At 68.7% G+C, this 13,567-nt stretch carries 11 protein-coding genes; 2 read left to right on the plus strand and 9 right to left on the minus strand.

From position 1 onward, the window contains the following. Positions 1 to 219: 219 nt before the first annotated feature. Positions 220 to 996: a ferredoxin--NADP reductase gene (locus AC3QLZ_RS00640; RefSeq protein ID WP_014237313.1), complete on the minus strand. Its 777-nt coding sequence runs from the start codon at positions 994 to 996 to the stop codon at positions 220 to 222. A 134-nt stretch (positions 997 to 1,130) separates the two neighbouring features. Between AC3QLZ_RS00640 and AC3QLZ_RS00645 the strand changes: the two genes are divergently transcribed. After that, positions 1,131 to 2,087 carry a LysR family transcriptional regulator gene (locus AC3QLZ_RS00645; RefSeq protein ID WP_014237314.1) on the plus strand — a complete coding sequence of 319 codons (957 nt, stop codon included), beginning with the start codon at positions 1,131 to 1,133 and terminating at the stop codon, positions 2,085 to 2,087. Between the two features lie 135 nt (positions 2,088 to 2,222). Here the strand turns inward: AC3QLZ_RS00645 and AC3QLZ_RS00650 are convergent, their stop codons facing one another. The 3 genes from AC3QLZ_RS00650 to pdxR form a co-directional block, all read right to left on the minus strand. Then, positions 2,223 to 2,558 (minus strand): cupin domain-containing protein, encoded by a 336-nt coding sequence (locus AC3QLZ_RS00650; protein WP_014237315.1) that lies wholly within the window; start codon positions 2,556 to 2,558, stop codon positions 2,223 to 2,225. Between the two features lie 96 nt (positions 2,559 to 2,654). Continuing rightward, positions 2,655 to 2,846: a hypothetical protein gene (locus AC3QLZ_RS00655; protein ID WP_014237316.1), complete on the minus strand. Its 192-nt coding sequence runs from the start codon at positions 2,844 to 2,846 to the stop codon at positions 2,655 to 2,657. Between the two features lie 336 nt (positions 2,847 to 3,182). After that, positions 3,183 to 4,649: a MocR-like pyridoxine biosynthesis transcription factor PdxR gene (gene pdxR, locus AC3QLZ_RS00660; RefSeq protein ID WP_492783286.1), complete on the minus strand. Its 1,467-nt coding sequence runs from the start codon at positions 4,647 to 4,649 to the stop codon at positions 3,183 to 3,185. Between the two features lie 93 nt (positions 4,650 to 4,742). Between pdxR and AC3QLZ_RS00665 the strand changes: the two genes are divergently transcribed. Continuing rightward, a complete protein-coding gene (locus AC3QLZ_RS00665) occupies positions 4,743 to 5,456 on the plus strand; it encodes a pyridoxamine 5'-phosphate oxidase family protein (RefSeq protein WP_492783287.1) in 714 nt (237 codons plus the stop codon). A 69-nt stretch (positions 5,457 to 5,525) separates the two neighbouring features. On the opposite strand, the gene AC3QLZ_RS00670 is transcribed toward AC3QLZ_RS00665, so the two are convergent. The 5 genes from AC3QLZ_RS00670 to imuA all read right to left on the minus strand — a co-directional run bounded on the left by AC3QLZ_RS00670 (position 5,526) and on the right by imuA (position 13,555). Continuing rightward, positions 5,526 to 6,131 carry an HD domain-containing protein gene (locus AC3QLZ_RS00670; protein ID WP_492783288.1) on the minus strand — a complete coding sequence of 202 codons (606 nt, stop codon included), beginning with the start codon at positions 6,129 to 6,131 and terminating at the stop codon, positions 5,526 to 5,528. A 156-nt stretch (positions 6,132 to 6,287) separates the two neighbouring features. Next, complete coding sequence (locus AC3QLZ_RS00675) at positions 6,288 to 7,592, minus strand: SIR2 family protein (protein WP_492783289.1); 1,305 nt, start codon at positions 7,590 to 7,592, stop codon at positions 6,288 to 6,290. A gap of 134 nt (positions 7,593 to 7,726) precedes the next feature. Further along, a complete protein-coding gene (locus AC3QLZ_RS00680) occupies positions 7,727 to 11,065 on the minus strand; it encodes an error-prone DNA polymerase (protein ID WP_492783290.1) in 3,339 nt (1,112 codons plus the stop codon). A gap of 236 nt (positions 11,066 to 11,301) precedes the next feature. Then, positions 11,302 to 12,900: a Y-family DNA polymerase gene (locus AC3QLZ_RS00685; protein ID WP_492783291.1), complete on the minus strand. Its 1,599-nt coding sequence runs from the start codon at positions 12,898 to 12,900 to the stop codon at positions 11,302 to 11,304. Beyond that, complete coding sequence (gene imuA / locus AC3QLZ_RS00690) at positions 12,821 to 13,555, minus strand: translesion DNA synthesis-associated protein ImuA (protein ID WP_014237324.1); 735 nt, start codon at positions 13,553 to 13,555, stop codon at positions 12,821 to 12,823. Before imuA ends, AC3QLZ_RS00685 begins: the two co-directional genes overlap by 80 nt. Positions 13,556 to 13,567: the final 12 nt, after the last annotated feature.

Raw genomic sequence — 13,567 nt, forward strand, 5'->3', positions numbered from 1 at the left:
CAAGCGATGGCGCGGGGGTGGTGTGGGGGGCGGATTTTCTCCTTGCAATCCAGTACCTTGGAAAGTCGAAAACTTGATGTGAATCAAGTTTCACAAATTCATGCCGGCAGGATGCCGCCGCAGTGCCGTGAGCCGACTGCCGGCATGGCGGACCGGGGTTGCCGCCGGCGAAAAAAAAACCGGGCGCTGGGCCCGGTTTTTGGTAGCGCACGAAGCGCCTTATTTTTCCACGAAGGCCCGCTCGATGACGTAGTCGCCGGGGGTGCCGATGTGGGGGGAAACCTGGAAGCCGAGGCGGTCCAGCATGGCGCTGGTGTCGGCCAGCATGGCCGGGCTGCCGCAGAGCATGGCCCGGTCGGTTTCCGGGTTGAGCTGGGGCAGGCCGATCTGGGCGCACAGCTTGCCGCTTTCCAGCAGGTCGGTGAGGCGGCCCTGATTACGGAAGGGCTCCCGGGTCACGGTGGGGTAGTAGATCAGCTTTTCCCGCACCAGCTCGCCGAAGAACTCATTGTTGGGCAACTCGTTCTCGATGAAGTCGGAGTAGGCCAGTTCGCTCACCGTGCGCACGCCGTGGATCAGCACGATCTTGTCGAACTGCTCGTAGGCCTCCGGGTCCCGGATCACGCTCATGAAGGGGGCCAGGCCGGTGCCGGTGCCCAGCAGGTAGAGGTGCTTGCCGGGTTTCAGGTCGTCCAGCACCAGGGTGCCGGTGGGCTTGCGGCTGACCAGCATCTTGTCGCCCGGGTTGAGGTGCTGCAGGCGGGAGGTGAGGGGGCCGTCCGGCACCTTGATGCTGAAGAATTCCAGATGGTCCTCGTAGTGGGCGCTGGCGATGCTGTAGGCGCGCATCAGGGGGCGGCCCTCCACTTCCAGGCCGATCATGACGAACTGGCCGGTGCGAAAGCGCAGACCCGGGTCCCGGGTGGTCTTGAAGCTGAACAGGCTGTCGTTCCAGTGATGCACGCTGGTGACTTCTTCGTGGATGAACGAGGACATGGCAGGACTTTCGCGGATCGTGGGGACAAAGGTGACGGGAAGTTGGAACGGATTCTAGGGGCCGGGTTCATATAGATGAATCGAATTAAATTTATATAATCCGTCAGACAAATTGATAAGCAAGGCCCCTCGCCATGAAATTCACCCTGCGCCAGTTGGAATCCTTCGTCGCCGTGGCCCGCCAGGAGAGCGTCTCCCGGGCGGCGGAGAGCCTGTCCCTGTCCCAGTCGGCGGTGAGCATGAGCCTCAACGAACTGGAAAAGCAGTTCGACACCCGCCTCTTCGACCGCCACGGCAAGCGCCTGCAGCTCAACGAACTGGGGCGCCAGCTGCTGCCACGGGTGCAGGCCCTGCTCGACCAGGGGCGGGACGTGGAGGCCCTGCTGCAGGGCGAGGGTGAGGGCGGCCCCCTGCGCCTGGGGGCGACCCTGACCATCGGCAACTACCTGGCGCCCCTGCTGCTGGGAGAGTTCATGGGCGGGCGGCCGGAGGAATCCCGGGGCCGGGTCCATCTGGAGGTGCACAACACCGCCACGGTGATCCGCCAGGTGGCCAATTTCGAGCTGGATTTCGGCCTCATCGAAGGCGTCTGCCAGCACCCGGATCTGGAAGTGTCGCCCTGGATCGAGGACGAACTGGCGGTCTTCGCCGCTCCGGACCATGCCCTGGCGGGCAGGCAGGACGCCACGCTCGAAGACCTCCTGGCCGAGCCCTGGATTCTGCGGGAGCCCGGCTCGGGCACCCGCCAGACTCTTGAAGGGGCGCTGGGTTCACGGCTGCCCCGGCTGAAAGTGGCGCTGGAACTGGAACACACGGAGGCCATCAAGCGGGCCGTGGAAGCGGGCCTGGGCATCGGCTGCATTTCCCGCCTGGCCCTGAAGGAGGCCTTCCGCCGCGGCAGCCTGGCGGAACTGCCGGCCCCCGGGCTCAATCTGCGGCGCCAGTTCCACTTCATCATCCACCGCCAGAAATTCCGCACCCGGGGCATCCAGCATTTCCTCGACCTCTGCCGCCGGGCCGTGGACGGCATCCAGCGCAGCGACCAGATCGTGCTGCGCCGGGCCGACGGCTCGGTCATCGATTACCGCTAGGGCAGGGCGGCGCGACCCCGGGCGCAGCAGCGGCGGGGCTTGGCGCAAGACGGGGTGTGAAGCAAGGCAGGGAAGGGCGCCGGCAGTCGCCGCTGCGGGCATGCGGGCCGCCCGGCGGGCAGCCGGCAGGAACGGCTAACGGTAGTGGATGGCCAGCCAGACGGTGGTCTGGTCCTGGGCGGTCCAGTGCACCCGGTGGCGGCGGTGGGGGGCGATGTGCAGCCAGTCGCCGGGGGCCAGGCGGCGCGGCTCGGCCTCGTCCTCGAACTGCAGTTCGGCGGCGCCGCTGAGCAGGGCCACCCATTCGCCGTCCTCCTGGTCGTACCAGAAACCGGGCGGGCTGGACTGGCCGGTGGAAACGATGCGCTCGAGGCGAAAGGCACCGCCCGCCAGCAGCGCGTCGAAGCGCTCTCCGTCGAGGGGGCCGTCGGGAACGGCCAGCAGATTGCCCCAGGGGGCGGGTGCGTCCATGGCGCCTGTGCTTTCTGCCCCTTGGCTGCCCCTTGGCTGCCCCCGGCCTGGAGCGGCCGGCCGGGGCGGGTCGGGGCGGAGGGGCTGGGAAGCCCCTTAGCCGTCGATGCGGACCACGTCTTCCGGTTCGAATTCGTCGGGGATGGTGCCGTCGCCGATGCCGGTGACCATGGCGGCGGTGGTGTCGGTCAGCTTGACGAAGTATTCGGCGCTGATGGGGTCGAAAAACTTCTGGCCGATCTCGATCTTGTCGAAGGTGCTGCGGCGCTGCGTGCCTTGGGTGCTCATGGTGTGCCTATGGATTTGCAGGTGGGGAAAGCGCCGGCGGGCGCCCCGATTGGTTTCTGGGCCCGGATTCTCTCACAACGGCGCCATCTTTGCCGCTGCCGGACCGCCGTCGCCGTCTTCATTCTAGGCGAGGCGGCAGCGTCGTTTAAGGACGATTTTCCGCCCCGGCCCGGGCGGCAGGCCTTGGCTGCGGCAGGTTCTGGCTTCATGCTGACGGGATGAGCGGTGGGCGGCGCCGGGCCCGTTCCCGGCTGGGGTCGGTCCTGCCCGCCCGGACCTGTTCCGGGCGTTCGCGAAAAAGCGGCCGTGCCCCGCTTCCCTGCGCCCGCCCCTGTCTCAGCCCGGCAGCGGTTCCCCGAGGGCCAGGGCCAGTTTAAGCCGTTGCACCGCATCGCCCACCATGCCCGTTTCCAGATTGCCGTAGCCCAGCACCAGGCCGTTGCAGCGCACCGGGGGCCGGGCGTAGTGGCTGAGGGGGCGCGGGCCCAGGCCCAGGGCGGCGGCCCGGGCGGCCACGGCCCGGTCGTCCTGCTGGGGCGGCAGTTCCAGCACCAGGTGCAGGCCGGCCTCGCCGCCGGTAAGTTGCAGGTCCGGCCCCAGGGCGGCGCTGAGGGCCTGGCGCAGGGCCGTCTGGCGGGCCGCGTAGCGGGCGCGCATGCGGCGCAGGTGGGCGGTGTAGTGGCCGCGCCGGATGAAGTCCGCCAGGGCCCGCTGCTCGATGCCCTGGCCGGCCCGGGTGGTCTGGGCCGCGGCCAGGGCGAAGTCGGCGGCGATGCCCCGGGGCAGCACCAGATAGCCCAGACGCAGGCCCGGGTAGAGGGTCTTGCTGAAGGTGCCCACATAGACCACCGGCGCCTCCTCCTGCAGGCCGAAGAGGGCCGGGGGCGCCGGGCCGGCGCGGCGGAATTCGCTTTCGTAGTCGTCCTCGACGATCCAGGCGCCGGCCTGCCGGGCCTGCTCGATGAGGTCCAGCCGGCGCCCCAGGGGCATGACCCGGCCCGTGGGGTACTGGTGGGAGGGGGTGAGGAGGATCAGCCGGGGCGGCCGTTCCGCCCAGTCCGCCGCCGTCGGCGCCATGCCGCCCTCGTCCACCGCCACGTCGTGCAGGGCCAGGCCGGCCAGGCTCCAGGCGATGCGGGCCGCCTGGTAGCCCGGGTTTTCCAGCCAGGCGGTGTGGCCGGCGTCGGCCAGAAAGCGGGCGCACAGGTCCAGGCCGCTCTGGGTGCCGCTGGTGATGACGATCTGTTCCGCCGCCACCGGCAGGCCTCGCACCGTGGTCAGGTGGCCCGCCAGCTCCCGGCGTAGGGCCGGGTCGCCGCCGTGGGCGGTGTAGCCCAGTTCCCGCCAGCTCACCTCCTGCCAGGCCCGCTCCAGGCAGCCCCGCCAGGCGCGGAAGGGAAAGGGGCCGTAATCCGGAATGCCCGGGCTGAAGGGCAGGGGCGGCGCATGGGGCACGACGGCGGGCTGGCGGGCGATCTCGGCCCGGGCCGACAGCCCCGGCGAAGGCGGGGCCGGGCCGCGTTGGGCATGGGCATCGGCGGCGGCGCCCAGGGCGGCCAGGGGCGCCACCCGGGTGCCCTGGCGGTCCGCCACCAGGCAGCCTTCGGCCGTCAGCTGCTCGTAGGCGAAGAGCACCGTGTTGCGGGCGATACCCAGGGAATCGGCCAGGGCGCGGCTGGCCGGCAGGCGCGTGGCCGGGGCTAGGCGGCCGCAGAGAATGGCATCCCGCAGGCGGTGGTAGAGCAGGCGCTGCCGGGGCATGGCCTCGGGCAGGGGCGGGGCCAGCAGCCAGTCCAGTTCCATCGTGGCTCCATGAATGAGGTGTTTGGTGGCGCTACAGAAGGTACCACGCAAGCCTTAGGCTGGCTCTGTTTCCATTCACCGGAGCTTGCCGCCATGAACGAATCCCAGCCTTCCCCAAACACTTCCGGCCCTTCCGCCTCTTCCGGCCCTTCCGCCCGCACCCGGGTCCTGCGCCGGCCCCAGCGGGCCGCCTACGACCTGGCCAGCGTCGCCGCCATCGTGGATGCGGGCCTGCTGTGCACCGTGGCCTTCCAGTGGGAGGGCAGCGTGCACGCCATTCCCACCCTGCACTGGCGCGAGGGCGACCACCTCTATCTGCACGCCGCCAAGGCCTCGCGCCTGGGCCAGGCCCTGCTGGCCGGGGAAGCCTGCGTCAGCATCGCCCTGGCCGACGGCCTGGTGCTGGCCCGCTCCGCCATGCACCACTCCCTCAACTACCGCTCCGTGGTGATCTACGGTCGCTTCGAGGCGGTGACCGAGCCGGAGGAAAAGCACCGGGCCCTGCGGGCCTTCATCGAAGGCCTCTACCCGGGGCGCTGGGAGGAACTGCGGCCCATGACGGCCAAGGAGGTGAACGCCACCGCCGTGCTGCGCCTCTCCCTGGCCGAAGCCTCGGCCAAGGTGCGCCAGGGCGGCCCCAAGGACGATGCGGAGGATCTGACCTGGCTCGCCTGGGCCGGCGTCATTCCCCTGCAACGCCGCCAGGGCGAGCCGGAGATGGAAGCCGACAGCCCCCTGGCGGAAGCGCCCCCGACCCGCTTCGGCAGGCCGGGGCAGGATGGGGCGAGCGTGGCGGGTGTGGATTAGGCGGCAAGCCCGCCCCCGGGCGGGGCCCGGCGGGCGGCAGGAACAATGGCCGAGGCCCGGAAGCGGGCCTCAGGCGGCCTGGTCCGGCGTTTCGCCGTCGGCCGGGCCCAGGTGGGCCTCGGCCATCTGCTCGGCCACGGCCCACAGGGCGGGGGAGCCCTTTTCGATGGGCGGGCGGCAGCGCTGTTTCACCTGCTCCAGGGTGACGGCGCATTCCACCCAGGTGCCGCCGTCGGTGGCGGCGTTGTGCAGCATGGGCTGAAAGCGGTCCAGGGCCTTGGCGAATTTGGCGTCGTCGCTCTCCGCCGCCTCGAACTCGAACCACAGCTCCCGAAACTCCGCCGCCTGGGCCTCCGGCAGCAGGCCGAAAAGACGCTCCGCCGCCAGCCGCTCCCGCTCCGCCTGCCCCGCATGGGTTTCCGGCACATGGAAGGGCACGTCCCCCGCGTCGATCTCCACGATGTCGTGGATCAGCAGCATCTTCACCACCCGCAGCACATCCACAGTTCCCGCCGCATGCTCCGCCAGCACCAGGGCATAGAGCGCCAGATGCCAGGAATGCTCCGCACTGTTCTCCCGCCGCGAGCGGTCAAGCAGTGGCGTCAGCCGGACGACGCTTTTCAGCCGATCGATTTCGCGGAGGAAGGTGAGTTGTTGGGGGAGGGTGGGGGGCATGGTGCGCAGTGGAAAAGCGAAGGGCGGATGAGTCTACCAGAGCTAGGCTTTCTGCTTTATATGACCTCTAATTACGAAAAGCGGATGTTGGCTGTTTGGGAAAGCGGACGTTTAACGTGGCGCTGCGCGGCTTTATTGCGCAGCGCCCGGTTGTACCTAGCCACGCTTAACCAACTCACGGGCATCGGCCCACGTGGTATTTGCCTCAATGTGAATTCGAATAATTCCTCGGTTGCTGGGAATTATCTCTGCCCAACGATTGCTCCAAGACGTGTATGCATGCCATGAGTAGCCGATGTAAAGATCTTTGCGCATCGTGGTCATTGATCGAAGGACAGCGGACAGATACGTTGCCTCAATTGAGGTGCCCGGCAGTTCCAAAATACTTCCCAAGTAGATAAGCCAGCGGGCCAGATGCTCATATTGCTCCCAAGCTCCATAGTTCTGGGTTAGATCGATCTTCTTTTGGATGATCTTTCCTAGGGCAGCTACTACCAACGGGTCATTAATGCTTCTTCCAAGTGCTGCAACAGAGGAAATGATCTCAAAGAAAGATGACTCGACCTTCAGGTAGTCATCGCTGTACTTGTGATTCTGAAATAGGACTTTCTTCAAGTTTTCGACTGATGACAAAGCACACTTCTTGGCTTCGTCCATCGTGGTGTTGAGTTTTGTGAAGAAGTCGTGAACTTCAAGTTGGTCGAGAACGCGAATTCCATAGCAGTGTGCATAGTAATCCTTGACGTACTGGTCGACTTTACTTCGCGAAATCAAGAAGAGGTTTGTTCCGATGACCTGATTTCTAGAGAACCCCTTGTAGTCGCTAACGATCGCTTTGAGATTCGTGTCACCCAATGAATATCCAATAATGACTACGGTATTTTCGTGAAGCACGGTACTCAGTTTGCGTGAAAAATATGACTCCCCATTTATGAAGCGAAAGTAGTCATCCGACGTGACGACCATATTCAACGGTGAATCTACCGAACCGTGAACGTGGTAGACCTTAACTCTTGCTTGAGAGCGAGGAACCGGGAAGCCTGGTGCGATAGAGTGGCAGCTATCACCACCTGCTAGTTCTTCGGCTAGTTTGTCGTAGTTAGTCGTTACTATTCGCAGGGAGTTGTTCTTCAGAAAATCACTGATAACCGCATTGTTACCAGATGCTTTTAGACTAAGCACAATTTTGGCTATTTCGTTGTGAATTTCTTTCCCGTACTTTGATAATTCAATGCCTATAACTTGGGCAGCCTCTTCAAGGCTGAGCGGATTTTTCCCAGAGACAGGAAAGAGTACGGACTTAATCGTGGGTGATTCTGGAAGCTGGTCGCAGAGCGCTTCTAGCAGTCCCTGCCAACTAGGTGCTTTGTTTTCTGTTACTGCCTTCGAGAAGCCTGTTCCCGTAAAGAGACAAAGACGATTCGAAGCAGCCGCGTAAGCAATCTCAAAAAAAGCGCTCATACACTTATTAACCTGTAACGGTACAACGTGAAGTAGATGTCAATTTTGGAGGGTTTCTCAGATAGTGCCAGTGTCATTGTACGGCCGCTTTTAGTCGGTAAGGCAATCGGCCGCTTTGGGCCGATAACTACCTCCTAATGAAAATCCCGACTCCTAGTCGCCAGCCTCCCCAGTAACGGCGTCAGATCCACCAGCCGCTTGGCTACCAGATGGGTGACACCGTGGCGGGATTCTAGTTGGCCGTAGACGCCCAGGAGGCGGGCGGCCAGGGTTTCGCGGCGCTGCTTTTCCACCAGTTCGGGGCGCAGGATGACGTTGATGGGGCCGGTTTCGTCTTCCATGGTGACGAAGACGATGCCGCTGGCGGTGCCGGGGCGCTGGCGGTGGGTGACGATGCCGGCGGCCCGGGCCAGTTTTTTGTCCGGCGCGGCCCGCAGTTCGGCGGCGGTGATGAAGCGGCCCGCCGTTAAGCGATCCCGCAGCAGGGCCAGGGGGTGGCGGCCCAGGGTGAGGCCCAGGGTGGCGTAGTCGGCCACCAGGTCTTCGCCTTCCGTGGGGGTAGGCAGGGGCGGCGGGGCTTCCGCGGGCGGGGGCAGGGCGGCGAAGAGGTCGCCCTGGATGGGGAGGACGTGGCCCCTCTCGTCTCTTTCGTCCATCCCGTTTTTGCTGCGGCCTGTTGCGTTGGCGGCGTCGCTGGCGCTGCTGTGTCTGCTCCGGGCTTTGGCGTTTCCTCTTCCTTTTTCCTTTCTCTGTTCCGCTTCCTGGCCATGGCCGCTGCGGCTGCCATGGTGGCGGGGCTGGCCGGTGTTTTCCACGGCGGCGCTTTCCCAGGCGGCGGCGCGGCGGTGGCCGGCCAGGGCTTGCAGGGCGTTGGCGGCGGCGAGGCGTTCCAGCTCCGGGCGTTGCAGCCCGGCCCGGGCGGCCAGGTCGGCGACCGATTGGAAGGGGCCAGCCTGCCGGGCGGCGACGATGCGCTCGGCGGCGGCCTGGTTGAAACCGGCGATTTCCCGCAGGCCCAGGCGCACGGTGCGGGGGCGGGCGGGGGGATGGCCGGGCAGCAGTTCCACCAGCAGGGATTCCCAGGCGCTGTGGGTGACGTCCGGCGGCAGCACGGTGACGCCGTGGCGCTGGGCGTCCTGTACCAGTTGGGCGGGGGCGTAGAAGCCCATGGGGTGGGCGTTGAGCAGACCGCAGAGGAAGGCGGCGGGCTCGAAGCGTTTCAGCCAGGCGGAGAAATAGACGAGGATGGCGAAGCTGGCGGCGTGGGATTCGGGGAAGCCGTAGTCGCCGAAGCCCTTGATCTGCTCGAAGATGCGCCGGGCGAAGGATTCGGGCAGGCCCCGCTCCTGCATGCCGTGGATGAGTTTCTGCTCGAAGGGTTCCAGGCCGCCCTTGCGCTTCCAGGCGGCCATGGCCCGGCGCAGCTGGTCCGCCTCGCCGGGGGTGAAGCCGGCGGCCACCACGGCCAGCTGCATCACCTGTTCCTGGAAGATGGGCACGCCGTAGGTGCGCTCCAGCACCTTGTCCACCGCCGGGGAGATTTTCTCGATCTTCTCTTCGCCGTGGCGCCGCTTCAGGTAGGGATGGACCATGTCGCCCTGGATGGGACCGGGCCGCACGATGGCCACCTGCACCACCAGATCGTAGAACTGGCGCGGCTTGAGGCGCGGCAGCATGGCCATCTGGGCCCGGGATTCGACCTGGAAGATGCCCAGGCTGTCGCCCCGGCAGAGCATGTCGTACACCGCTTTCGATTCCCGGGGAATGTCCTGCAGGCGCACCGGCCTGCCGTCCCGGGCGCCGAGCATGTCGAGGGCGCGGCGGATGGCGGAGAGCATGCCTAAGGCCAGCACATCCACCTTCATCAGGCCCAGGGCGTCGATGTCGTCCTTGTCCCACTGGATGACGCTGCGCTCGGCCATGGCGGCGTTCTCGATGGGCACCAGGCGCGACAGGGGCCCGCGGGAGATGACGAAGCCGCCCACGTGCTGCGACAGGTGCTGGGGAAAGCCCCGCAGGGCACGGCTCACCGCCAGCCACTTGGCCACCCGGGGGCTTTCCGGGTCCAGGCCCACGGCGCGCAGGTGCTCGGGCAGTTCGTCCTGCCTGTCCCACCAGGCCAGGGTGTTGGCCAGGGCGTCGATCTGCTCCCGGCCGAAGCCCAGGGCCCGGCCTGCGTCCCGCAGGGCGCCCCGGGTGCGGTAGGTGATGAGGGCACCGGTGAGGGCGGCCCGCTCCCGGCCGTATTTGGCGTAGAGGTACTGGATCACTTCCTCCCGCCGCTGGTGCTCGAAATCCACATCGATATCCGGCGGCTCGCCCCGTTCGGCGGAGATGAAGCGCTCGAAAAGCAGTTCGGATTTGGCCGGGTCCACCTCGGTGATGCCCAGGGCGTAGCACACCGCCGAGTTGGCGGCGGAGCCCCGGCCCTGGCAGAGGATTTCCCGGCTGCGGGCAAAGCGCACGATGTCGTACACGGTGAGGAAGTAGGCCTCGTATTGCAGCCGGGCGATGAGGCCCAGTTCGTATTCCACCTGGGCCCGGGCCTTTTCCGGCACGCCATCCGGGTAGCGCACCATAAGGCCCGCTTCCACCTCCTGGCGCAGGTAGGCGGCGGGGGTGAGGCCGTGGGGCACCACTTCTTCCGGGTATTCGTAGCGCAGCTCGTCCAGGGAGAAGGTGCAGCGGGCGGCCACGGCCAGGGTTTCGGCCAGCAGCTCGGGCGGGTAGAGCCGGGCCAGGCGCAGGCGGGGGCGCAGGTGGCGTTCGCCGTTGGGGTGGAGGGCGTGGCCGGCGGCGAAGACCGTGGTGTTGAGGCGCAGGGCGGTGAGCACGTCCTGCAGGGGCCGGCGGGCGCGGCTGTGCATGTGCACGTCGCCCGCCGCAAGCAGCGGCAGGCCGCAGTCGGCGGCCAGTTGCTGCAGTTGTTCCAGGCGGCCCCGGTCGTCCGGCCCGGCGTGGAGTTCCACGGCCAGCCAGGCCCGGCCCGGAAAGCGCTGGGCCAGCCAGCGGCCATCGGCGGGGTCGGGCGGCGAGTCGAACTGCGGCCCCGGAATCCACAGGGCCAGGCAGTCGGGCAGGGCGCCGCTGGGGCCGAAGCCTTCCAGGTCGCCCCGGGTCAGGCGGTAGGCGCCTTTCTCGGCCCGGCGCCGGGCCAGGGTGATCAGGGCCGAGAGGTTGCCGTAGCCCTCCCGGTTTTGCGCCAGCAGCACCAGCTTGAGGCCGTCGGCGAGGACGATCTCGGTGCCGTGGATGAGCTTGAGGCCCACGGCTTTGGCCGCCACGTGGGCCCGCACCGAACCGGCGAAGGAGCATTCGTCGGTGACGGCGAGGGCGCCGTAGCCCAGCTCCACGGCCCGCTGCACCAGTTCCTCCGGGTGGGAGGCACCCCGCAGGAAGGAGAAGTTGGAGAGGCAGTGCAGCTCGGCGTAGTCGGGCAGGGTCGGCGGCAGGGTGGTTTCCGGGAGCGGCATGGTTCAGCGGCTTCTGCTGGCGGGAGCGGTGGTGCGATGCCTTGGCCGGCGTGCGGCAAGGCGGGCCGGGGGAGGAAGTGCCCGGTTGGAAAGAGGCCAGCTGGAAGGCGGCAGGCGGCTGGGGCGCCGGGGGCTGTCGTTCCCTCGGGCGGTTGCCGGAGACAGGCTGGCTGGAAGGCCGCCGGCGGTACGGCTTGCGTCGTCCTGGGCCGGGAGCCGCCCGTGATGGTGCCGGCTCATGCGAACCTGCCGTGGAGGAACCAGCCGCTCTCGTCCCGGAACACCCACAGCCATTCGCCGGCCGGGTTGCGGGCGACGAAGTAGTCGCGGCGCAGGTCGCCGGGGGCAGGAAGGCCGTCTTGGCTTTCGCCTTCGTCCCACCAGCCGCTTTCAATGCGCTCGGGGCCGGCCAGGAGTTGCAGGGGGCCGCCGTGCCGGGGGCGGCCCTGGGTCTCGCCCAGGGCCTGGGGGTGGGCCAGGAGCCAGAGGGGGCGCGGACCCTGGCCTGCCATGGCCTGGGAGTGGCCCGGGTCCTGGGCCCTGGCCATGATGCCCTGGAGATCGAGATTCGGGGCGCAGCGCCGGGTGGCTTGCTCGGGGCGGTGGTCCGGCACGGCGGCCAGGCTGTAGACCTTGTCCTCCCCCAGGCGGGCCTTGATGCGTTCCAGGGCCACGGCGGTGCGGGCCGGGTCGGTGCCTTCTTCTTCCGGCGGCGCCTGGCCGGGGAGCTGGCGGTCGCTGCCCGGCAGTTCCTCCACCTGGTCGGCGATCAGGGTCAGGGCGTCCACCGGCGCCGCCAGGGCGAGGCGGCCCAGGCGTTCGCTGAGGACCCGCTGCAGCCGCTCCCCGTCCCGGGTGAGGCCGGCGAAGCCCAGCACCAGCCGGGTCGGCGGCAGGCCGCGGCGGGTGCTGCCGGCGTATTTTTCGTGCTGCAGTTCCAGGGTGCAGCGGCCGACGCCGGCGCCCCGGCTGGCGAGCCAGCCCTGCAACTGTTGCAGCAGGCGGCGGGCGGCGAAGTTGAGGGCGGGGGCGTCGTCCACACGGGCCGGCAGTTCCAGGCCTTGGCGGAAGGTGTCGGGAAAGGGGAAGCGGGGCCGGGGGTCGGGCACTTCGCCCAGGGCCCGGGCCAGGTCGGCGGCCAGTTGCAGGCCCAGGCGCCGGTTGAGGCCGGCCCGGGGCAGGGCCAGCAGGTCGCCGAGACGGTGGGCGCCGAAGTTTTCCAGGCGCTGCCGCTGCTGCCGGGGCAGTTCCAGGCAGTCCAGGGGCAGGGGGGCCAGGGCGGCGCCCAGGCGGGTCGGGTCGGCGCACACCGGCAGAGGGCCGCCGTTTTCGGCCAGGAGGGGCGCGGCCGCCGGCCGGGGGCCGTCGGCAGCGGGCTCCACCCAGGGGGCGCCGTTGGCCAGCCAGCGGGCAGCCAGGGGCGTCGGGGCGCAGGCGGCGGCGAGGCTGTAGCCCTGGGCCAGGGCGCCGTCCACGGCCTGTTGCAGCAGGGCCGGGAGACCGCCGAAGAGGCGCAGGCAGCCGCCGATTTCCAGCAGCAGGCCGGCGGGCGGGTCCAGGCTGACCTGGGGGGTGAAGTTGCCGCCCCAGCAGGCCAGGCCGGCCAGGGCCCGGGTTTCGGCGGCGCCGTCCCGCTCCGTCACCTTGAGCTCGGGCGCCAGGCCCCAGGCCGAGGCCAGGCCCATGCCCGGCGCCACCCCCAGTTGCCGGGCGGCGCCGTTGGCGGCCACCACCCGTCCCTGGCTGGCGGCGGCCCTAGGCGTGGACGGGGCGTCGGGCGGGGGCGCCAGGGCGTCCAGGGGCAGCAGGGGAAAGCGCAGGGCGAGCCAGAGCACGGTCGCGTTCCTGAAGGCGGGCCACGGCCAGGCGCGGCACCAGGGTGAGGGGCGGGGGCAGGCCGCCGCCCCGGCGTTTGACGATCTGCACCTGCAGGCCCTGGGGCCGGCATTCCACGGTCAGGCGCAGGGGGGCGGGGGAGGATTCCCGCAGCCGGGCCGGGGGGCGTACCAGACAGGCGGGGCCGCTGAAGCTTTCGGCGGCCAGCTGCAGGCGGCGCAGGCCCCGGGCGTCGATGTCCGGCAGCCAGGCCAGGATGGCGGCAAAACCGCCTTCTTCCAGGGCCGTCTCGCAGGCCCAGGCGGCATCCTGGCCCCGGGCCTCCACCACCAGCAGGCGCTGGCCGGGCAGGCCGGCGGCGGCCCAGCCGGCGGCGTGCAGGGGCCAGGGCGGCGCCACCAGCAGCAGGGGGCCGGCCAGAGCGGCCAGGGCCGGGGCCAGCAGGCCGGCGACGCCTGCCTCCGGCGGCGCCAGGAATTCGCTCAGGGCCTGGCGCGGCCAGCCGCCGCCGGGCAGTTCCCGGTCCAGCTCCGGGTAGCCCGTGGCCAGACCGGGGGCCTTCACCCGGGCCAGGGCGTCGCCGCGCCAGACGTCGGGCCGGGCCAGGAGATCGGCCAGGGTGACGGGGGCGGGGGAAGAAGGCAGGGCGGACATGGTCGGCGCAGG

The organism is Azospira sp. MPR-LB4, from assembly GCF_058809525.1.